This is a genomic window from Kocuria sp. cx-455 (genome assembly GCF_057707085.1).
Genome location: NZ_JBYIPM010000008.1, coordinates 1 through 20,540, shown reverse-complemented (window position 1 = coordinate 20,540; position 20,540 = coordinate 1). Strand labels below are relative to the sequence as shown.

Genomic DNA, 20,540 nt, shown 5'->3' with positions numbered 1-20,540 from the left:
TGTCTTACCCCGCCCGTAGCATGGGCCCATGGCCACTCCTCCCACCGCGTCCGCCCGCCCACTGACCGAGCCCGCTGATGAGTTCTTGTGGCTCGAGGAGATCCACGGGGAACAACCCATGGAGTGGGTGCGGGAGCAGAACCGGCGCACCGACACCCTGCTGGACGGACCGGACCTGGAATCCATGACCGAACGCGTCCTGGACGCGCTGGACAGCCCCTCGCGCATACCGGCCGTGACCAAACACGGACCGCATTACTACAACTTCTGGCGCGATGCCCAGCACCCGCGCGGGGTGTGGCGGCGCACCACGTGGGAGTCGTGGCTCGGCGACAACCCCGAGTGGGACGTGCTGTTGGACATCGACCACCTGGCCCGAACCGAGAGCGTGGAGTGGGTGTTCTCCGGCGCGCGCCTGCTGCGCCCGCAGTACACGGACGGGCAGTGGCAGCGCGCTCTGGTCCGGCTGTCCCCCGATGGCGGGGATGCCGTGCGCACACGCGAGTTCGACCTCGAAATCCGGGAGTTCGTGACCGGCGGCTTCGACGTGCCCACGGCCAAGTCCTCGGTCTCCTGGGTGGACGCGGACACAGTGTTTGTGGCAACCGACACCGGCCCGGGCTCCATGACGGAGTCCTCGTATCCGCGCCAGGTGCGCCGTGTTTGCCGCGGCCAGCGGGTCAAGGACGCGCCCGTGATTTTCGAGGTTCCCGTGACCCACGCACAGGCAGCGGTCTACAAGGACCACACACCCGGCTTCGAGCGCGTGATCGCGATGGACCTGGCGGACTTCTTCACGGCGCGCACGCACGTGTGGAGCGGGGAGCAGTGGGTCGAGCTGGACCTGGACCCCACCGTGAGCGTGGATCTGCACAAGCAATGGCTCCTGATGCGCCCGCGCCACACGCTGGAATTGAACGGCACCGAGTACCCCGCCGGCTCCCTACTTGCTGCCCGTGTTGATGCGTTCATGCGCGGCGATCGTAGCGTGCGCCCGGTCTTCACCCCGGACGCGCACACCAGCTTGGAGGGCTGGTCCTGGACCCGCGATCACCTGATCCTTAACACCCTGCACGATGTCTCCTCCGCGCTCTACTCCACGGTGCCCGGCGTCTGGGAGCTCACTCCCCTGCCCGGCATCCCCCCGCTGCACAGCGCCTCCGCCTGGGCCGTGGACAACGAGGATCCCGAGGTGGGCAACGACTATTTCTTCTCGGTCACCGGCTTCCTCATACCCTCATCCTTGGGCCGCGGCTCCCTCCCCAACCCCTCGGTGCTCGGCGCCGAAGCCGACGCCGCCGCGCGCGAGGCGGGCGCACCCACTATCCTGAAGCGAGCGCCATCGTTCTTCGACGCGCAAGGACTCGAGGTGACCCAGCATTTCGCCGTGTCCGCGGACGGTACGCGCGTTCCGTACTTCCAAGTGGGCCCGCGCGAGCTGGAACTCGACGGACTGAATCCCACGTTGCTCAGCGGCTACGGGGGCTTCGAGGTCTCCCGCACCCCGGGGTATTCGGGGGCCACCGGCATCTCATGGCTGACCCGCAGGGACGAGAACGGCCGCACGGGCGTGTACGTGGTCGCGAACATTCGCGGCGGCGGTGAGTACGGACCGTCGTGGCACACCGCCGCGCTCAAGGAGAACCGGCACCGTGCGTACGAGGATTTCGCGGCGGTCGCGGAGGACCTGCAGCGACGTGGCGTGTGCAGCGCCCCGAAACTCGCGTGCGCCGGCGGCTCGAACGGCGGGTTGTTGGTCGGGAACATGTTGACCACCTATCCCAAGCTGTTCGGTGCGATCTCATGCGGTGTGCCGCTGTTGGACATGCGCCGATACACCAAACTCTCGGCCGGGGCATCATGGATCGCGGAATACGGCGATCCGGACCAGCCGGAACAATGGGAGTACATGCGCACGTTCTCGCCCTATCATTTACTGTCCGAGACAACGAGTTACCCGCCCACGCTGATCTGGACCGCCACCTCGGATGACCGCGTGGGACCGGTGCAAGCGCGCAAGATGGCGGCCAAGATGATCGAGCAGGGGCACCAGAACATGTGGTTCCACGAGGCCACGGACGGCGGTCACGCCGGGGCTTCGGACAACCGGCAGGCTGCTGCGCTGCACGCGCGGTCCCACCAGTTCATGTGGCAGATGCTCTCGGGTCGCACGGGCCGTTAGTCACCGGCAAGGCACCGTGGCTATTCTGGCTGACGGCCCTGGTACGGATCTGCCAACGGGCACATCCTCAAGACACTTAAACGTTGGAGATCACTCTTGCCTTCTTCACCCTCTCAACCCGTATCGGGCGGCACGGCGGAGCATTCCCCGCAGACCGCCCCGGGCGCGATGGGAACCATTGCCGTTCTGCTGATCGCGGCTTTCGTGGTCATCCTGAACGAAACCATTTTGAACGTGGCGCTGCCCCACTTGATGGCGGACCTTCACGTGGATGCGGCCACCGTGCAGTGGGTCGCCACCGCGTTCATGCTGACCATGGCCGTGGTCATTCCGACCACCGGATTCCTATTGCAGAAGTTTTCCACGCGCGCCGTTTTCGGCCTGGCCATGGGGTCCTTCGCGCTGGGCACATTGCTGGCCGCTCTGGCCCCCAGCTTCGCGATTCTGCTGGTGGCGCGCGTCATCCAGGCCTTCGGTTCCGCCATCATGTTGCCGCTGCTGATGACCACTATCCTCACGTTGATTCCCAAGCAACGCCGCGGCCTGGTGATGGGCAACGTGTCCATTGTGATCTCCGTGGCCCCGGCCCTGGGCCCCACGATTTCCGGGGTCATCCTGGCGCACTTCCCGTGGCGCAGTATCTTCTGGTTCGTTCTCCCCATTGCCGTGCTCGCCTTGATCATCGGGGTGACCCGCCTCCGAGACGTCGGTTCACGCGGCGACCTACGGTTGGACGTGCTCTCGGTGGCGCTGTCCGTGTTCGGCTTCGGGCTGCTGGTGCACGGCCTCTCCACGGTGGGTGCCGGCGGCACGCAGGGCGGAGATTCCAATTCCTTCATGGGCTGGGCGACCTCTGCCGCCGGCGGCGCCGTGATTCTTTTGGTGGGTGCTCTGCTCGTCGCAGCCTTTGCCCTGCGCCAGCTGAATTTGCAGCGCAAGGGCAACCCCTTCCTGGACCTGCGCACCTTCAGACACCGTGACTTCACGGTGTCCGTGGCGCTGTTGGCGCTCGCCATGATGACCTTGTTCGGCGGCGTGATCGTGCTGCCCCTGTACCTACAGACCATCCGCGGCCTGGACACGCTCCAGACCGGTCTGATCCTGCTGCCCGGTGGCCTGATCATGGGCCTCCTGGGCCCTGTGATCGGCCGCCTGTTCGACGCCTACGGCCCCCGCCCGCTGGCCGTGCCCGGTGCGGTCCTGCTGACGTTCGTGATGTTCAACTTCTCGCGGCTGCAGCCGGACACCGCTGTGTGGTGGATCGTCGTGCTCCAGATCGCGATGTCCGTGGGTCTGGCCATGATCTTCACCCCGGCGTTCACCGCCGGTTTGAACCCGCTGCCGCCGTCGCTGTACTCGCACGGCTCCGCGACCCTCTCCACCCTGCAGCAGGTGGCCGGCGCGGCAGGCACCGCGTTATTGGTGGGCATCCTGCAGGCAGGCACCACGGTGCTCCAGAACCCGGACGGTTCCACAACCACCGACGCAATCCCGGGCGTTCACGCGGCCTTCCTCACAGCCACCGTGCTGGGCGGCGCGGCGTTCGTGCTGACGCTGTTCATGCGCAAGTCCACCCCTGAGAACACTCACGTGACGATGGAGGGTTCCGAACCGGTAACCCCCTGATCGAGAGTGGCCCCGGCGGCGCGCTCACCCCACCCGACTCACTACGATTCCGCCGCGCGGGGTCCACGTGTACTGGGTTCGCACCCCGGTCTTGATGTTGATGAAACGCTGATAGGCCCCGGCCGGGGTCCGGGTCTCCGCGATCGTGGGGTAACCCACCGCGGTCTCGTACCCGCTACGCGACCACTTCTGGCCGATGGCGGTTTTTTCCTCGATCGGGTGAGCCCCGGACCTGGAACTCCACAGGATCTTGACCGTCCGGCCCGTTCGGGGATTCACGAACCCCTGGTAAACGCCGCCCGTGGCGGTGGGGCGTTCCCTGTTGAACGGAATACCCACGCCACCGGGCCCGCCCAGGGACGTGTACCGGGTGCCGATTCCCGTCCACATCTTGAGTTCCTGCGCGCCGGTACGGGATGACCAGAAGATTTTGGTGGTCCTGCCGTTGCGCACGAACGATTGCGACACCCCGCCCACTCCGGTACTCAACTCACCCGTGGTCGGGGCGCCGAAGACCGCGGCGCCTCCCCGTGCGTTGTAGTACTGCGCAATGGCGCCGCGGACCGTGGGCTTGACCGCGCGCGCGGCCCGAACGGCGTCGACCTTTCGATACCCGCTCACGGTGGTTCCCGTGGTCCGCAGGGTGTTCCTGATAGCTTCCACCCCCAGGTTGGGGTCGCGTTCCTTCATCATTGCCACGACGCCCGCAACATGCGGGGCCGCCATGGACGTGCCGCTGAGGTCCCCGTAGGTGGGTGATCCCAGCGAGAACTTCCCGGTGTTGACCGTTGACCAGATCGGCGCGTTGTTGTCGCCACCGGGTGCCACGACATCAACCATGGGGCCCCAGTTGGAATATCCGGTGATCGTATTGCGCGACGTCGTGGCGCCCACCACGATCGCGCCGGGGCAATTGGCCGGGGACGCGAGATTTGCGCTCTTGGCGGCGTTACCCGCCGCCACCACGAGCGGAACATTGATTTGATGCATTCGGTTGATGGCGTTCTGCATGACCGGTGCGCAGCTTGTCGCGTCCCAGGCCTCGGACAAGTTCACGACCTTGGCCGGGGTGGTGTTCTTGGGGACCCCGGGAATGGCAATACCCGCCGTCCACATCACACCGTCCGCGATATCGGAGACGTAACCCCTGCCGTCAGCCCCGAGTACGCGCGCATGTTGAATTCGGGCGCTGGGTGCCACGCCCGCAATCCCCGCGCGGTTGTTCGTCTGCGCCGCGGCAATACCCGCCACATGAGATCCATGCCACCAGCTGGCCCGCCCTGGACTCCAGTCGCCCATGTCCTGGGGGTTGCCGTCCCGACCATTGCCATCTCGGGAGTGGTACAGGTCGGACAGGAAGTCGTAGCCCCGAACCGTTTTGCCGTTCAGGTCGGGGTGGTTGGTCTGGCCCGTGTCCGCAATGCCGATCACTACTCCGTCACCGGTCCCGTGCCACCATGCACCGGGGGCACCGATGTTTCTGGGGCCCCACTGGTAACCCCAGTACCGGTCATTCGGAGTGGTTCCCGCAAAGCCCGCAAGGGCGTTGACCACGATCTGGTCCGGCTCGGCAGATTCCACAGCCGGGTCTTCCTCGATGGTCTCTACCACCGCTTGCTGTTCGGCCTTGTCAAGCATCGCGTCGGACTCCACGACATCTTCCGCGTTGCCGGTGGTCTTGACGATTTCGGGATCTTCGATCTGCGTGGTCTCTTCAACTTCCGCCAGGACATTTTCCTTCTGTCCCTCGGAAATCTCGTCCTTGAACTTCACGACGATCCGGTCCGTTTCCGGTAGCACCGTGCCCTGGGTGCCGGTTCCCCTCCCCAAAGAACCGATGCCTCCCACGGTGGGCGGCTGCACTTGCGCCTGCTGTTCCGGGGCCGGCCCTTCCGGCGGGGCCGCCACCGCGGGCGCGGCAGTCGCCACCAGCAGCGTCGCTAGCGAGATCATCAGGAATGTTCGTGCGGCGCTGGTCTTCATGGTCTCTCCCTGGGAAACAGCAACCTGTCGCTGTGATCAGCGCGGTCGTTCATGGGCTGATTGTCCGTTGGCAGGAAGTGCGAACTGCGAGTGGTCGGAGTTTACCATCGTAAATACGTGCGGCCATGGAAGTTATCAAACCGGTATCTTGGTGGGTTGTGGTTGCCCGCGCCAGGGCATGAAAAAGACCCCTTCCTCCCCGCGGTTGCGGGGAAGAAGGGGTCTCGCATTGGGCGGAGACGGGGATGTGAAAACCACTCACGAACTGCTTCGGAATTGGCTTACGCCGGTTCTGTGCGGAACTAACCTAACCGTAAGTGTTTGGAAACTAGGAGGTAAGTTGACGGCGTCAACGGGCCCAATCAGGGGGGAAAGCGAGGGATGCGGTCCTCGTTTGGGAGTACCTTGAGCGGCTTGCCTAGTGCGTCCTGGTACATGTTCAGTACCCAGAGGAACGCCGTCATATCCTCCGGGAGTACCGGCCGTGGGTCTTCCCCTAGATGAGTGAGTCCGTTTAGGTTTAGTGGTCGTAGGCGATGAGGAGTCGCTTGTTTGGTGTGCCGATGAGCCAGTTGTGCCAGATTCCGGCGGCGCGGGTGAGGAGCCTCGCGGCGACGCGGGAGTAGACGCCGGGGATGGTTCTGCCGCCGTGTTCTTCCAAGGTGAGTTGGCCCTTCAGCGTGTCGAACGCGGACTCGACTCACCGTCGGATACCGCCGAGTTTGCCAAAGCGCGGCTTCTCGTCTTGGCGGCCAGGGCGGATCAGTTGCGCGCCGAGTTCGTCGGTGATGAAACTTTCGAATTCGCGTCCGGCGAAGCCCTTGTTGCCCACGATCACTTGCCCGGGCTGAAGAAGATGCCGGTCGTGGCGGAGCATGGCTTCGGCGGCTTCTCGCTCGCCGATTTTCGGATTGGCCAGCCCCCAGATGATAGGCATTTCCCCGGGCGTGCAGGTCAGGTAGAGCCGGAATCCCCAGAAGAATCGAGAGTGCGAGGCGCAGTAGCCATAGCCGCCTTGCCCGGCGCGGTCGGATCGTTTCACCGTCTCTCGAGACTTTCCACAGGGCAGCGGCGTCGAGTCGATCAGTCTCTTGGCTTCGCCCCAGGTCGGGGTATCGCGAGCCAGCTCGGTGATCACTGCGGAGATCAGCCACAGTGCTTGGCGCACGCGTTTGCCCCATCCCGATTGCTGGGGCAGGTTCGGGAACATCCCGGTCAAGTGCTTGCGGGCGTAGCGGATCCCTCTGCGGTCCGAGGCGATGCCGATCAGGTGCTGCGCCACGAGCAGGCACAGCAGTTCGACGTCGTTCAAAGCAGGCTTGCGCCCCGGATGCCGATCACGAGAAAAGTCGAACCTGGGCATGACCCGATCCTCAAGATGCACGTGAGGTGCGCTCAGGAGGATGTTCAGATCTGTCTTCACAAGCAGGGTTTAGCCCCCTCCGCTTCCTATGAACAGCCTCCACGCGGTCAAACGCTAATAGGACTCACTCATCTAGGGCGCGGTCACCATCTTTACGGAAAGTGTGCTTAGTAAGGCGGAGATGGTGGCCGATTTTGTCGACGAGGTGTTCGGCGATTGCAAGAGACGAAGTTGCGCCGGGTGAGGGCGCATTGCGTAATAATGTCGCGCTACCGATGTCCTCTATGACGAAGTCATCGAGGAGTTGGCCGTCTCGATCCATGGCCTGGGCGCGGATGCCGCGGGTAATGGGTGTGGATGCGGCCCCTTCCAGGCTGGGCACATACGCAGCAGCGCCGGCTAGGAACTTCTGCCGGGAAATAACAGCACCGAACTCTTGAACAGCCGCCTGCATGTTTTGCCCGGCAAACTTCCAGAAGCCCGGGCTGGCCGCGACGTCAATACTGTCCTTGAGCCCAACGTGCCAACCGTTGTAGTTCTCCCGGCCAAAGGATAAAAACGCATTGGGGCCGACAAGCATCTCCCCGTCCACCCGCTTAGTGAGGTGAACTCCCAAGAATGGATATGCCGGATCCGGCACCGGGTACACCAGGCCATTCAGGATGTCTCGATGTTCTGGGGCCAGCAGTGAGTATTGGCCGAAGAATGGTACGATCTTGGGGTAGGTGGCTCCTCCCGCCAGGCGCGCGACTCTGTCGGACTGCAGTCCTGCGCAGGCAATGAGGTGATCAAAGGTATGGGTAGTTTGCTCACCGCCACGCTCCACAGTTACTGCACACCCCCGTTCTCCGTTAGCGATGGAAACGACCTCAGCCCCCAGTATCACCCGCCCCCCAGCCCGCTGAACATCATCAATGAGCGCACGCGTGACCGCGGCATAATCAATAATTGCTGTGTGAGGAGAGTGCAGCGCTATTCGACCCACTGCGTTGGGTTCAACACTTCGAATACCCTCGGGACCCAGAAGTTCGACGTCGGGTACACCGTTGGCCAGGGCTTTCTCTTTGATGTCACGCAGTCGGGCTTCCTCCACCGGTGTTAGTGCCACCACGATCTTGCCGCATTTGTCGAACGGCAAATTCTTTTCATTCGCGTAGGCGTGCAATAAGTGGACGCCGCGGCGGCACAGGCGCGCCTTGAGGCTACCGGGTTGGTAGTACAGCCCGGCATGGACGACACCTGAGTTGTGCCCAGTCTGGTGGGCGGCCGCAGCGTCTGCCTTGTCAAGGACGGTGATTTCCGCGCCCGGAAACCGATGGGTGATTTCGCGTGCGACTGCTGCGCCGACGATCCCTGCGCCGATCACTCCGAACGAAAGTGTGGACATTGTTGAATCGCTCCTTCGAAACTGACTCTGGTGCTGGATTTGAGATACTGGCGGAATGGATACGGTGAGTCGTGGTGTGAGCCTGACCGAACAGGCTGTGGAATCGATCAGAGGTGCCATCATCGCGGGCGACTTGATCCCTGACCGGCTGTACACCGGTTCGGAATTGGCCCGTCAGCTAGGGGTGTCTCGTACGCCCATCCGTGAGGCGTTGCAGGTCCTCTCGCGGCGCGGCATGGTTGTCATCGAGAAAAACCGCGGGGTGCGCGTGCTCAACACCTCAGTCAAGTCATTGATTGAGGTGTTCCAAGTGCGATTAATGCTCGAGGTTCCGATGTCTCGTCGTGCGACACAGTTGAAGACAGACATTTCTGCGGCGCAGTTCGAGGCTGCCGTAGAGTTGTTTCGTGCAGCGGCGGAGTCGGGCGACCCCGGAGCCGTCCTGCGCGCTGATCGTGACTTCCATCGTGCTTTAATGGCTGGCGCTGGGAACGATAAGGCGCGGGAGTTGCTCCAGGAACAGCGCGACTTCGTGCTCAGTACAGGAGTGGGTACAGTCCCCACCTCGCGCACCGCGATGGAGTGCTTTGACGACCACGCGGACATCATTGCCGCATACCGCCGAGACGACGCCGACGACGTCAGCCGTGCGGTATCGCGGCACATAGCGAATACTGCCCGAATCTTGATTCGGCAGGAAACGCGGGATCGTCCCGAATTTGGTGAGGTCGACGCCGACGAAGCCATCGCTTGGCTGACGGAGCGAAGCTGACTACAACTCAACCTGCCCTTGAGCGACCCCTCGTAGACACCTTCGCTGCTTAGCAGGTCACACTGTAAGAGCGATATATTTTTCAATTTGGTACTCCTCGATGCCGCTGTGACCGCCTTCTTTTCCAAGCCCGGAGGCTTTGATGCCACCGAACGGTGCGGCTGGGTCTGCGACTACGGGACGATTAATGCCAACCATTCCGCTTTCGAGGCGTTCCGCTGCCTGAATCGCCTTATTAATATCGCGGGTGTAGAGGTAAGAAATCAGCCCAAACGGCGTACCGTTCGCGATCTCGATCGCCTGATCGTCGCTTTCCGCTTCGTAGATAGACGCGATCGGCCCGAATATTTCGTTGGTGGCAATCGCAGAATCCAGGGAGGCATTAGCGACTACGGTTGGTGGTAAAAAGTAGCCGGCCCCGGGTGCAGTCTCGCCGCCTGCTAAGACCACCGCACCCTGACCGATGGCATCTTCGAGCAACTTCCGTACATTGTTGCGCTGGTTTTCATCAACAAGGGGGCCTATATCAACACCCTCTTCGGTGCCCGGGCCGATCTTAAGTTGGGCAACCTTGGCCAAGAAAGCCTCTCGAAATGCCGGGGCCACCGACTTCTCCACGATGATTCGGTTCGCCGCGACGCACACTTGACCTGCGTTTCGGAATTTCGCTACTACTGCCCCACTCGCGGCTTCGACTGGATCAGCATCCGAGAGTACGACAAAGGGTCCATTTCCGCCGAGCTCCATGGATGAGGCCATCACGTGGTCTGCAGCCTGCTTGAGTAATGTCGTGCCGACTGCCGTCGATCCCGTGAAGCTGATTTTACGCAACGTCGGCCTAGACATAAGGGCCTTCGACTGTCGGGAGGCAGAGCTGGTCGTGATGAGGTTAAGAGCGCCCTCGGGAACTCCCGCCTCATGGAGGAGCTGAACAAACATATGGGTCGAGAGCGGCGTGAGTGCTGCGGGCTTGATGAGGACGGTGCAACCAGCGGCCAGGGCAGCACCAGCTTTACGCGCACCCATCGACAGCGGGAAGTTCCACGGCGTGACGAGATAGGACGGGCCCACTGGCTGGTGTGTGGTGATGATTTTGTAGCCACCGTTTGGGGCGTCGCTATATCCACCCCGTTGCTGCGGGACCTGCTCGGAATACCACTGGATGTAGTCGGCAGAAACCTGTACTTCACCGCGGGCCTCAGCCAGGGGCTTACCCATCTCCGAGGACATGACCCAGGCGATGTCTTCCTTGCGCTCGATCAGCAGATCGTAGGCGCGACGCAATATGTTCGAGCGGTGACGGGTGGTTGTCGCCCCCCACTCTTTCTGGACGCTGGTAGCCACGCTCAGGGCCTCCAACGCATCCTCCGGTGACGCGTCTGCCACTGCAGCGATGACCGTCTCATCGGCCGGATTCTGAACTTCGAAGGTGTTGTTGTTCGACGCAACGCGCCATTCTCCGCCGATGAAGAGCCCCGTCGGGACCTCGATCTGACCGTGGGGCGCGGACAAGCTTGTCCAAGTTGATGGCTTCATGAGGAACGGATCCTTCCAAGACGTCAGAGGCACGAACCGGTACTAGTAACTTAGTGCACGAAGGTTGACTTACACGTTACATGCAAGTCATCATACATGTGATCCAAGCTACACGGCATGGTGAGTTACATCACGTTACGGATGCGGAGAGACCGATGACAACGACTAAGCAATCCGAGCGTGCTCGGATGAGGCGCGTAGCCGGCGCCTCCATGATCGGAACCACCATCGAGTGGTACGACTACTATATTTTCGGCACGGCCGCGGTGTTGGTTCTCAACGCGCAATTCTTCCCCGCCCTGTCCCCTGCAGCGGGGACGCTTGCTTCGCTTGCCACATTCTCCGTGGCTTTTATCGCCCGTCCCTTCGGTGGCATTATTTTCGGCCACTTCGGGGACAAGGTGAGTCGCAAGACAATTCTCATTTGGTCGCTAATGCTCATGGGTATTTCGACGTTCCTAGTGGGCTTCCTGCCAAACTATGCCACCATCGGTATTTGGGCACCTATTCTTCTCGTGACCCTACGTTTTCTTCAGGGACTAGCCGTGGGCGGCGAATGGGGCGGGGCCGTCCTCATGGCCCTTGAACATGCTCCGCAAAACAAGCGAGCCTTCTACGCGTCCTGGACACAGTCAGGTGTGCCTGCGGCCCTTGTCCTGTCCTCGACAATTTTCCTGTTCGTGCAGATGATGGACGAGGCTGCCTTTCACTCCTGGGGCTGGCGCGTTCCGTTCTGGATCTCGGCCGCGCTAATCGTGGTGGGTCTGTTCATTCGTCTGCGCATTACAGAATCCCCTGAGTTCTTGCAAATGAAAGCCGACAAGCGTGAAGTTCGTATCCCTTTGTTCGAACTTCTGCGAACAGCTTGGTGGCCTCTGATCCTCGGTATCTTTACACTGGCCTCCCCGAACATCATCTTCTATATTTCTTCGGTCTATCTGCTAAGTTATGGGCCAGGACATGTCGGACTGTCGCGGAATGCCGTGTTTGTGGCCCTGATTGTTGCGTCGACCATTGCGGTTTTCACCATCCCACTGGTGGCCGTCATCGCGGATCGGATAGGTAAAAAGAAGATCATGCTGACCGGCGCCGTTATGGTTGCGGTCCTTGTTTTTCCCGTCTTCTGGTTGGTGAACACCGGACAGCCTTTGGGTGTTCTCGCGGCGATGATTCTGGCGTTGCCGATTGCACACGCCACAGCCTATGCCGTTGTCGCCAGCTTCATCCCTGAACTCTTCCAACCGGAGGTCCGTTTTACCGGTTCTTCGCTGGCATATCAGATCGGAGGCATCGTGACCTCGGCGCCAGCTCCCCTAATCGCCGCATCCTTACTTCAGAACACAGGATCGTGGATATCAATCGCACTTTATGTCTCCATTGCGGCACTTGTGGGGTTCGTGGCAATCGCATTGAGCAGAAAGCATCAGGAGCCGAGCCCTCAGATATCTACCGACTCATCCATTAAAAGTAGCGGCGGACGCTAGCAGTATCTACACTTACAAATTCCAGCATCATACAAAGCCATGCACATGAGTCCTTCCTGCCCATTAGGAAAGATCAGACCCATGCCTAATCGTAAGGAAAATCCTTTGCCCAAAGTTGCTGTTCTTGAAGAAATCAACGGACCCCTCACCTTGCAGGACTTTCCGGAACCCCGTCCTTCTCCTGGAGGCGCCATCGTCGAGGTGGCCCTAGGAGGAATCTGTGGAACGGACGTTCATCTGCGAACGGGACACCTAAACGTCCCGTTGCCCCTGGCGATGGGGCATGAAGCCGTGGGCTGGATTCGGAACCTAGGCGATGACCTCACAACAGACGTTGAAGGACAATCCCTTGCGGTAGGCGACCGGGTTGCATGGGCGAATAATATCCCCTGTGGCTCCTGTCATGAGTGTCTAGTACTGAAGGAACCTACTCTGTGCTTGAACCGGAAGATCTATGGCATCAATCGTCGCGCTTCAGACGCCCCTCACCTGAAGGGCGGCTGGGCCGAAATGATGGCGCTGGAGGCCGGGACAACGATCATCAAGATCCCGGAATCGGTAAGTTTCGAGGAAGTCATCACCTTGGGGTGCGCCGGCCCAACGGCAATCCATGGAGTGGTCGAGAACCTTAAGATTGAACCGGGGTCTGTCGTGGCCGTTCAGGGCGCTGGACCCGTTGGTTTGGCATCAGCCATGTATGCCAAAGCTATGGGTGCTGCACTCGTCGTGATACTCGGCGGGCCCACCTCTCGCATTGAGATGGCGCTACAAATAGCGGCTGCAGATGCGGGTGTTGATATGGATGCTTACCCAACGGCTTCGGAACGTTTGGACGCGTTCCTAAAGCTCACCCCAAATGGCAGAGGGGCCGATGTGGTCATCGAGTGTGCCGGTGTTCCGTCAGCTGTGGCCGAGTCCATCGACCTGGCACGTCCGAATGGGCAGCTATTGGTGTTGGGCCAATACACAGACCATGGGGCTACGCCCATCAACCCGCATTTGATTACCAGAAAGCAGCTAAAGATGTTCGGATCATGGGGGTTTGCTCCGGCCCATTACGTTAAATACGTTAAGTCGCTTCCCCTGCTTGCTAAGAACCACGATTTGGCCTCTATTCTCTCCGTTTACCCCCTGCACGACGTCAACGACGCTCTTGCCGACGTGGCTTCCGGATCAGTCACAAAGGCTGCACTTAGACCGGACTCCAAAAATAAAGCTTGAAATTGGATGTACGGGTGCACGACAGTGGCGCTCAGTTCGTCCGGTCTCGGAGACTCCGACGGTGTCGGCTTCTACGGGATGCTCTCCGTCGTGGATGGCCGGCCGCTGTGCCACATGTGCGGTCGCACCCACCAGAACCTCGGACCGCGCCAGGCACGCGCCGCTCACCGATCCCGATACGGACTGAGCTGCTCCCTGGCTCTGGTCGGGCCCGAGGTGGCGGTCAAGCTCATATCAGCCGCTACCCAGCCCGAGCGGATCGCGTACCCGGCGAGTGTGCGGGTCACCAGCGAGTCGTGACAACGTCCGAGCGTACCCTCGGACACGGGCACAACCGGGCGGCTGGGACTGCTCCAACCAACCCGGGCGGGCTCGACCGTGCGCGTGCCGGCGGCGGCGTCCCCGACATGGTGCAGGTGCTCGGGCAGATCCGGTCGGGCTGGCTCCAGCTCGGGCATCCCCTGACACAGCACCAGCTGCCGGGCGAGGGCCGGGTCCTTGCCCAGCTCGGAGGTCGCCGGTAGCCCGACGGCCCGACGTACCTCGTTGTGCAGACGTCGTATCGCGCGGTTAACTGTGATGTCCATCAGGGCGCGCAGGGCGGCGTCCCGTCCGATCAGTTTCTTTCCCGCGGTGAGGGGGAGGCCCGGAAGAGGAATCTGCCGGCTGGACAAACCCAGGAGCGAGAGGGAGAAGGCCACTCATGGCAGCCCGGTGAGCTCGTGGCCCAGCATCGGACCTAAGCACGTCATCTCGGCCTCGAAGGGCTCCCTACGGTGACCATCGAGGATGTCGGACACCTGGCCGGGGCGGTGCCGAAGAAGATTTCCCGGAAACTGCTGAACATAGCTGCAGGGCCGTCACTGGATCTCATGGCGGGGAACGAAGCCTCGGGGCGTGTGTCGTCCCAGTCGGTCGCGGCGGTGAACGGCAGGAACTGGCCCCCGATGTCCTCCTGCGCAGTGCGGTACTTCCCCCCGTTACCTTTTTCATAGGAGATGTGGGTGTGCAGGCCGGAAGGCCCCGGGATGATTGCTGCCCCCAGTCCTTGGTGACTGCAGACGGTGATCTCACCGGAGTTGCGTCCTGACGCGCCCTGGGTCTGATGGAGACTCGCGCTATTTGATTCCGACCAGCAGATTGCGGTCGTTGGGGACAGCATAGAACGCGTTCTCGAACTCGGCGGGCGGGACGTCACCGAGCTAGCCGTGGAGGCGCTGCGTATTGTGCCAGTGCACCCAGCCGAGCGTCGCGAGTTCGAGGTCCTCGACCGTCTTCCACTGCCCTGTGCGGGCGGGCCCGCGGACGAGTTCGGCCTTGTAGTACCCGTTCACCGTCTCGGCAAAGGCGTTGTCATACGAATCGCTGACGGTCCCGATTGAGGGGGTCGCGCCGATCTCCGCGAGGCGTTCGCCGTAGCGGATGGACGTGAATTGACGGGGTTCAACCGGTGGTTGCAACACCGGCTTGTTGGGTTGATTGTAGGTACTCGTTGAAGGCTTCGGCAGGGGTTCTCCAGCCGGGGGTCTTGCGGGGCCTGCTGTTGAGGGCGTGGGCGACGGCGTTGATGTCTTCTGCCGTCCAGCGGGACAGGTCGGTGCCCTTGGGGAAGTACTGGCGCAGTAGTCCGTTGGTGTTCTCGTTCGTGCCGCGTTGCCAGGGTGAGACGGTATCGGCGAAGTAGACCGGGGTCCCTGTCTCGACCGTGAACAGGGCGTGGGCCGACATCTCCTTGCCGCGGTCCCAGGTCACCGAGCGTGCTAACTGTTTTGGCAGAGTCGACATCGTGTCCACCAGTGCGTTCTTCATGGTGATCGCGCCGTAGCCTGCCAGTGCCGGACCGTTCTCGATAGATGCCCTGAACTGGTAGCCCTCCTCGCGGGGCAGGTGGACCAGCATCGTGAACCGGGTCGTGCGTTCCACCACGGTCCCGATGGCAGAGCGCTCGAGCCCGATGAGCAGCTCGCCCTCCCAATGTCCCGGGACGGCGCGGTCGTCGGCTTCGGCGGGGCGGTCGCTGATCAACGTTCCCTCGGTGACGTGGGCCCAGGTCTTGCGACGGGATCGTTCTCGAGGGACCCGCAGCGCCCGGCCCGTGGGCAGACACCAGACGAGTTCCTTCTTCAAAGCGCCTCTGGCTTCGATGAACAGTGACTGGTAGATCGCCTCGTGACTGATGCGCATGGATTCATCATCGGGGAAGTCGAGCCTCAACCGGTTGCTGATCTGCTCCGGGCTCCAGCCCAGCACCCAGGCCCTGTCCTTGCGATGGGGCTTGTTGCGGCCCGTGAACCGCGGCGGCTGCGGTCCAGCGACCACGGTGCCGTCCGGGCGAGAGACCTTGCCCGACAGGCGCTGCTCGACATACTCACGCAGCCGCGGGTTGGTGACGAGCTTCGCCTGTGTGGGACGCTTGGCGGCCATGTTGGCCTTCCATTGCGCCACCGATGCCCGGTACTCCCCCGTCCCGCCCCGAGTCGCGGCGTTGCGGCGCAGCTCGCGGCTGATCGTGCCCGAGTCCCGGCCGAGCGCCCGGGCGATGTCGCGAACCCCGTTGCCTTGGGCGTTCAGGATCGCGATCTCCTCCCGCTCGGCGAAGCTGAGGTAGCGGCTCGACGGGGTGAAGTCCAGGTCCAACGGTGGAATGCCCCCAGCGTTGTGGAACCACCGTGCTCCGACCGCCTGCGCCACGCCCGCAACCGCTGAGGCCTCCGCAGTCCCTGCGCGATCGCTCTCCAGAAGGCCGCCTCGACCGGCCGCTGGAACTTTGGATGCCCCGGCGACCGCAACTTCGGACGAACAGCCCGGTCCGCGGCCTGCTGACGACGACCCATCACACACCCCTCTCACGAGGTGTTGCGACGACCAGTTGAATCCGCCTTGAGACCCGGCGTCGCCGTGACACCGCAGGTCGGCGTGATGGTGGCCTCTGGACCAGCGGGCCATCTCGATCGCGTCGAGAACCATCTCGGTGCGCATGTGCGACGCGACCCGCCACCCCACGATCATGCGGGAGAACGCGTCGACGATGAAGCACACATACGCGACACCTGCCCACGTCGGCACGAACGTCAGATCGGTCACCCAGAGCCGGTTCGGTGCCGTCGCGGTGAACTCCCGCTTCACGAGGTCCCGGTGCCGCGCCGACGCCGAATCCGGCCGCGTCGTCTTCACTCGATTCGACCGTCTGGCGCCCTCGATCCCTGCGGCGCGCATCAGCCTGGCGGTCTGATCTCGGCCGATCATGATCCCGGCGCGTCGGGCGGCTTTCCAGAGCTTACGGACCCCATAGACCCGGTAGTTGCTCTCCCAGAGCTCAACCAGCAGTGGGATCAACTCCTTGTCCCGCACGGCACGTGTCGAGGGCGCACGGGTCTTGGCGGCGTAGTAGCTGCTCGGGGCCACCTGCAGCAGTCTGCAGATGAGCTCGACTCCGAGCCGGCGAGCGTCCACGACGTCGTCCTTGTTCGCGTCGATGAACACGACTATTTCCGGTAGTGGCGGTCGAGCTCCGCCCCGAAGAAAGAGGCGGCCCGCTTGAGCACCTCGTTCGCCCGCCGCAACTCCCGGTTCTCTTGTTCGAGCTCACGCACCCGCTGCGCCTCAGCGCTACTCACGCCCGGGGTGACGCCGTCGTCGATGTCGGCTTGCTTGACCCACATCCGCACCGACTCGACCCCGTAACCAAAGCTGCGTCGCCACGCGCTGCACGGCTCCCTGCGTGACACCGAGCTCCGCGCGCAGCGTCCTCACCATCCGCACCGCGGCGGCCTTCTCCTCGACCGAGTAGCGACGCGTCGTCGGCTTCCCGTTCGCCAGTTCCTTCGACATAACCCCATCCTCGTTTCCAAGGTCACGAGTCTCCAACAAACCCAGGGCGCTTCAGACCGACGTAAAAGCCCAGGTGAGAGCAGGTTTCTCAGCTGGGCTTCATCATGTCCGGCGGTCGTTTTTCGTGGTCCCCTTCTGGTCCCCCCCCCAGCATTCGATGCCGACGGCGGCGTTCGTGAGGGCGGCGACGTCGCCGAGCTGACCGGCCTCATCGACCCGAAGGTTCTCGCCAAGTGGCCAGCCGGGATACGGGTGATCGTGCGTCGCGAACGCCCCCACCCCGGCGCGCAACTGTCTCTGTTCGAGGAACGCGACGGCTGGCGCTACGAAGCCTTCGTCACCAACACCACGGCCGGCCAGCTCGCCTTTCTCGAGGCCCGGCACCGGGCCCATGCACGGGTCGAGGACCGCATCCGCCACGCCAAGGACAGCGGCCTGGGCGGATTCCGTCGCGGGAGTTCAACATCAACCAGACCTGGCTGATGATCACCCAGATTGGGGCCGACCTAACCGCGTGGACCCGCCTGCTCGGATGCATCGGCTCCGCCGCCACGTTGGCAACCTGCGAGCCGAAGGCGCTGCGCTACCGATTCCTCCACGTGCCCACCCGACTCGCTCACAGCGCACGCCGACGTCGCCTTAGGATCCCGGAGTCGTGGCCCTGGGCAGCCGCGATCGTCGCGGTCTTCACGAACATCGCCGCCATCCCGCAACCGGCCTGAGCTAGCTCGTCCGCCCCCCCCCGACATCACCACCCGGAGAACCGCAGCCCGACAGCGCCAGCCAGCCCGTCGTCGTACCCGCAGTCACTCCGCACACGGGCGCACTCGACTACACGGCTCCGACACGATCCCGACCGCCGTCATGAAAGACCGGGGCTAGCCCTGGGCCTCGCCGAGGCGCGCTTCGGGCGTGAGCTCGGTGCGGAGACCGCCGCCGGTCGCAGCCCGGGCAAGAGCGCGACCCAGCGCAGGTGCCTGCTTGAACAAATTGTGACCGGCCACGAAGAAGACAGAGCCTGCCTCCCACACGGCCACGCCGTCCTCACTCCACGGGAGGTCGGTCACCCAGCAGTGGAGGAAGTCGCGCGGCTCTGGGTGGAGACCGGGCAGCGCCCGTGTCACGTATTCGCGTGCGCGTTCGTCCAGCGCTCGAATCGCCGCCGGGTCGATGAAAGTACCGTCGTCGCGGACGCCGACGGTGTCGCTGAGTCCGACCGAATAGCTGCTGTTGCCCGGTAGCGGCGTCGCGTAGACGCCGACTTCGCCGAAGACGCCGCTGCTGTCCTGCAGGCACGCGACTCGTGCCGGGGCGGCGGCTTTCACGTCGAAGGTCAGCCGTACGTGTGCGGCGAGGCGAACCGGCAGCGACAGGCCGACGCTGCGTGCCAGGCGGGCGGTTTCGCGGCCGGCGCACACGACCACCTTGGAGTAGACAGCCCGGTCGGTGACGCTGCGCACCTCGACCGTCCCGTCGGCGCGGGGATCGATGGAGATGACCTCACCGATGGTGACCGCGTCTGCGAGGGCACCCGTGAGTGCCGTGATCGCGGCGCGGGTGCGGATCGCGCCGCCCGACTCGTCGAGCACCGCTGGCCCCGAGTACCCAGCGAGCAGCGGCATCCGCTGGGCGACCTCGGCCGCGTCGATCTCGTGCGCTTCCACGCCGCCGACCTGATCGAGCACCCGCAGCCGCGCCAGGGCGCTGTCTCCGATCGCCAGGACACCGTCTGATGAGACCAGCTCGACGTCGAAGTGTTCGGCCCACTCATCCCATACGCCGCGGCTTTCGCGCGCGAAAGCGACGAGTCGCGGGTCGTCGTGGGCATGCCGGAAGATCCGCGACTCGCCTGCGGACTGACCCGTCCCGGGCAGACCAGCCTCGTACAAGCGCACCGGCACGCCCTGCTCCTGCAGCGCGTACGCCGTCGACAGACCGACGATCCCGCCCCCGATCACTGCTACCTCGGGTGAACGCGTCGTGGCAACGCCGTTGTCAGTTCCTGTCATCGCGGTTCCTCGATCTGTTGGTGATTAGCGATAGGCCACAAGAGAAGGGGCCGCTGCCACGACGTCAGCGGGCTGTGTAAGCCCGAAGTCACCGCGCGCAACGACCCCTCCTCTCTGGGCCAGTACTCCCGGTCTGTGGTGTCAGGCGGGAAGTTTGGAGCCCAGGACGTCCAACTTCTCGATCGTGGGCTCGCTGAACAGTTTGCCGGTCTGCTCGCCGAGAGCGGTGGCAACCGCGCCGGACAGGTGCGCGTCGCGGCCAGCGTCATCGGGGAACACGTCGAAGATCCCAAAGGAGGACGGGCCGAGACGGATCGCAAACCACGCGACGGTGGCCGGTTCCTCCTCGACGAGCCCTCGCCCGATGCCGAGGAATTCCTGGACCTCGTCTTCTTTGCCGGGCAGGGCCTCCAGCCTGACAAGCAGTCCCTTAGTCACGCTCATGACATCACCTTTTCCTGGGTCGAATTGCTCGCAAATTTCGCCCCCATCGTATCGCAGAACGTAGGCAGGTCGTCGGGCGAGCGGCTGGTGATCAGGTCCCCGTCCACCACGACGTCCTGGTCGACGACGACAGCACCGGCGTTGCGCAGGTCCGTGCGGACGCTCGGGAAGGACGTCAAGGTGCGGCCTTCGACCACACCGGCCTCGATCAGCGTCCACGGCCCGTGACAGATCGCCGCCACGGGCTTGCCGCTTTCGACGCTCCGCGCGCAGCGTCCTCACCATCCGCACCGCGGCGGCCTTCTCCTCGACCGAGTAGCGACGCGTCGTCGGCTTCCCGTTCGCCAGTTCCTTCGACATAACCCCATCCTCGTTTCCAAGGTCAGGAGTCTCCAACAAACCCAGGGCGCGTCAGCCAAGACAAGAAGCCGCGCTTTGGCAAACTCGGCGGTATCCGACGGTGAGTCGAGTCCGCGTTCGACACACTGAAGGGCCAACTCACCTTGGAAGAACACGGCGGCAGAACCATCCCCGGCGTCTACTCCCGCGTCGCCGCGAGGCTCCTCACCCGCACTGGCTTGACCCCGGGCGGTGGACACCTTGTAAGAGAAGATGTTCATCATGGGAAGACAGCGTCGGGAGTTCTCTCCTGAGTACAAGGACGAGGCCGTGAAGCTGGTGATCAACACTGGCCGGCCGGTG

At 63.1% G+C, this 20,540-nt stretch carries 14 protein-coding genes, 5 pseudogenes and 1 other annotated feature; of the genes and pseudogenes, 7 read left to right on the top strand and 12 right to left on the bottom strand.

The annotated features are described in order from the left end of the window. Positions 1 to 28 precede the first annotated feature (28 nt). Positions 29 to 2,182 carry a prolyl oligopeptidase family serine peptidase gene (locus AC3ENJ_RS12220; RefSeq protein WP_190808108.1) on the top strand — a complete coding sequence of 718 codons (2,154 nt, stop codon included), beginning with the start codon at positions 29 to 31 and terminating at the stop codon, positions 2,180 to 2,182. Between the two features lie 96 nt (positions 2,183 to 2,278). Continuing rightward, a complete protein-coding gene (locus AC3ENJ_RS12215; protein ID WP_431814238.1) occupies positions 2,279 to 3,808 on the top strand; it encodes an MDR family MFS transporter in 1,530 nt (509 codons plus the stop codon). A 24-nt stretch (positions 3,809 to 3,832) separates the two neighbouring features. Here the strand turns inward: AC3ENJ_RS12215 and AC3ENJ_RS12210 are convergent, their stop codons facing one another. The 3 genes and pseudogenes from AC3ENJ_RS12210 to lhgO all read right to left on the bottom strand — a co-directional run bounded on the left by AC3ENJ_RS12210 (position 3,833) and on the right by lhgO (position 8,541). Further along, positions 3,833 to 5,791: a S8 family serine peptidase gene (locus AC3ENJ_RS12210; protein ID WP_431814237.1), complete on the bottom strand. Its 1,959-nt coding sequence runs from the start codon at positions 5,789 to 5,791 to the stop codon at positions 3,833 to 3,835. Positions 5,792 to 6,311: 520 nt separating this feature from the next. After that, positions 6,312 to 7,214: pseudogene (locus AC3ENJ_RS12205) on the bottom strand (IS982 family transposase). Positions 7,215 to 7,278: 64 nt separating this feature from the next. Then, positions 7,279 to 8,541, bottom strand: a complete 1,263-nt coding sequence (lhgO, locus tag AC3ENJ_RS12200) for an L-2-hydroxyglutarate dehydrogenase (protein WP_431814236.1) — start codon at positions 8,539 to 8,541, stop codon at positions 7,279 to 7,281. A 55-nt stretch (positions 8,542 to 8,596) separates the two neighbouring features. Between lhgO and AC3ENJ_RS12195 the strand changes: the two genes are divergently transcribed. After that, complete coding sequence (locus tag AC3ENJ_RS12195; RefSeq protein WP_431814235.1) at positions 8,597 to 9,313, top strand: GntR family transcriptional regulator; 717 nt, start codon at positions 8,597 to 8,599, stop codon at positions 9,311 to 9,313. Positions 9,314 to 9,370: 57 nt separating this feature from the next. Here AC3ENJ_RS12195 and AC3ENJ_RS12190 read toward each other — a convergent pair whose 3' ends face one another. After that, positions 9,371 to 10,849 carry an NAD-dependent succinate-semialdehyde dehydrogenase gene (locus AC3ENJ_RS12190; protein WP_431814234.1) on the bottom strand — a complete coding sequence of 493 codons (1,479 nt, stop codon included), beginning with the start codon at positions 10,847 to 10,849 and terminating at the stop codon, positions 9,371 to 9,373. 212 nt (positions 10,850 to 11,061) lie between these two features. Here AC3ENJ_RS12190 and AC3ENJ_RS12185 point away from each other — a divergent pair, with 212 nt between their 5' ends. Next, the gene (locus tag AC3ENJ_RS12185) at positions 11,062 to 12,333 is read left to right on the top strand and encodes an MFS transporter (RefSeq protein ID WP_223841528.1); all 1,272 of its coding nucleotides are present in this window, start codon (positions 11,062 to 11,064) and stop codon (positions 12,331 to 12,333) included. 81 nt (positions 12,334 to 12,414) lie between these two features. Next, positions 12,415 to 13,554, top strand: coding sequence for a zinc-binding dehydrogenase (locus AC3ENJ_RS12180; protein WP_431814233.1), 1,140 nt, complete (start codon positions 12,415 to 12,417; stop codon positions 13,552 to 13,554). Positions 13,555 to 13,718: 164 nt separating this feature from the next. Here the strand turns inward: AC3ENJ_RS12180 and AC3ENJ_RS12175 are convergent, their stop codons facing one another. From AC3ENJ_RS12175 to AC3ENJ_RS12155, 5 genes and pseudogenes are all read right to left on the bottom strand, one after another. Beyond that, complete coding sequence (locus AC3ENJ_RS12175; RefSeq protein ID WP_431814232.1) at positions 13,719 to 14,141, bottom strand: hypothetical protein; 423 nt, start codon at positions 14,139 to 14,141, stop codon at positions 13,719 to 13,721. Positions 14,142 to 14,672: 531 nt separating this feature from the next. Next, a pseudogene (locus AC3ENJ_RS12170) lies at positions 14,673 to 14,990 on the bottom strand (integrase core domain-containing protein); the annotation flags it as partial. Positions 14,991 to 14,997: 7 nt separating this feature from the next. Beyond that, a pseudogene (locus AC3ENJ_RS12165) lies at positions 14,998 to 16,388 on the bottom strand (IS30 family transposase). Positions 16,389 to 16,434: 46 nt separating this feature from the next. Further along, a pseudogene (locus tag AC3ENJ_RS12160) lies at positions 16,435 to 17,385 on the bottom strand (IS3 family transposase); the annotation flags it as partial. Further along, positions 16,951 to 17,085, bottom strand: a sequence feature (AL1L pseudoknot). Its footprint overlaps the pseudogene before it by 135 nt. Before the next feature lie 102 nt (positions 17,386 to 17,487). Next, a complete protein-coding gene (locus tag AC3ENJ_RS12155; protein WP_431814264.1) occupies positions 17,488 to 17,805 on the bottom strand; it encodes a hypothetical protein in 318 nt (105 codons plus the stop codon). Between AC3ENJ_RS12155 and AC3ENJ_RS12150 the strand changes: the two genes are divergently transcribed. Next, positions 17,703 to 18,107, top strand: a complete 405-nt coding sequence (locus AC3ENJ_RS12150) for a transposase (protein ID WP_431814263.1) — start codon at positions 17,703 to 17,705, stop codon at positions 18,105 to 18,107. The two genes, AC3ENJ_RS12155 and AC3ENJ_RS12150, sit on opposite strands and share 103 nt — an antisense overlap. A gap of 156 nt (positions 18,108 to 18,263) precedes the next feature. Here AC3ENJ_RS12150 and AC3ENJ_RS12145 read toward each other — a convergent pair whose 3' ends face one another. The 3 genes from AC3ENJ_RS12145 to AC3ENJ_RS12135 form a co-directional block, all read right to left on the bottom strand. Then, a complete protein-coding gene (locus AC3ENJ_RS12145; protein WP_190782458.1) occupies positions 18,264 to 19,394 on the bottom strand; it encodes an NAD(P)/FAD-dependent oxidoreductase in 1,131 nt (376 codons plus the stop codon). 141 nt (positions 19,395 to 19,535) lie between these two features. Beyond that, positions 19,536 to 19,838: a putative quinol monooxygenase gene (locus AC3ENJ_RS12140; protein WP_012397129.1), complete on the bottom strand. Its 303-nt coding sequence runs from the start codon at positions 19,836 to 19,838 to the stop codon at positions 19,536 to 19,538. Next, a complete protein-coding gene (locus tag AC3ENJ_RS12135) occupies positions 19,835 to 20,080 on the bottom strand; it encodes a DJ-1/PfpI family protein (protein ID WP_431814262.1) in 246 nt (81 codons plus the stop codon). Before AC3ENJ_RS12135 ends, AC3ENJ_RS12140 begins: the two co-directional genes overlap by 4 nt. 174 nt (positions 20,081 to 20,254) lie before the next feature. Here AC3ENJ_RS12135 and AC3ENJ_RS12130 point away from each other — a divergent pair. Further along, positions 20,255 to 20,404, top strand: a pseudogene (locus tag AC3ENJ_RS12130) (IS982 family transposase); the annotation flags it as partial. Positions 20,405 to 20,540: the final 136 nt, after the last annotated feature.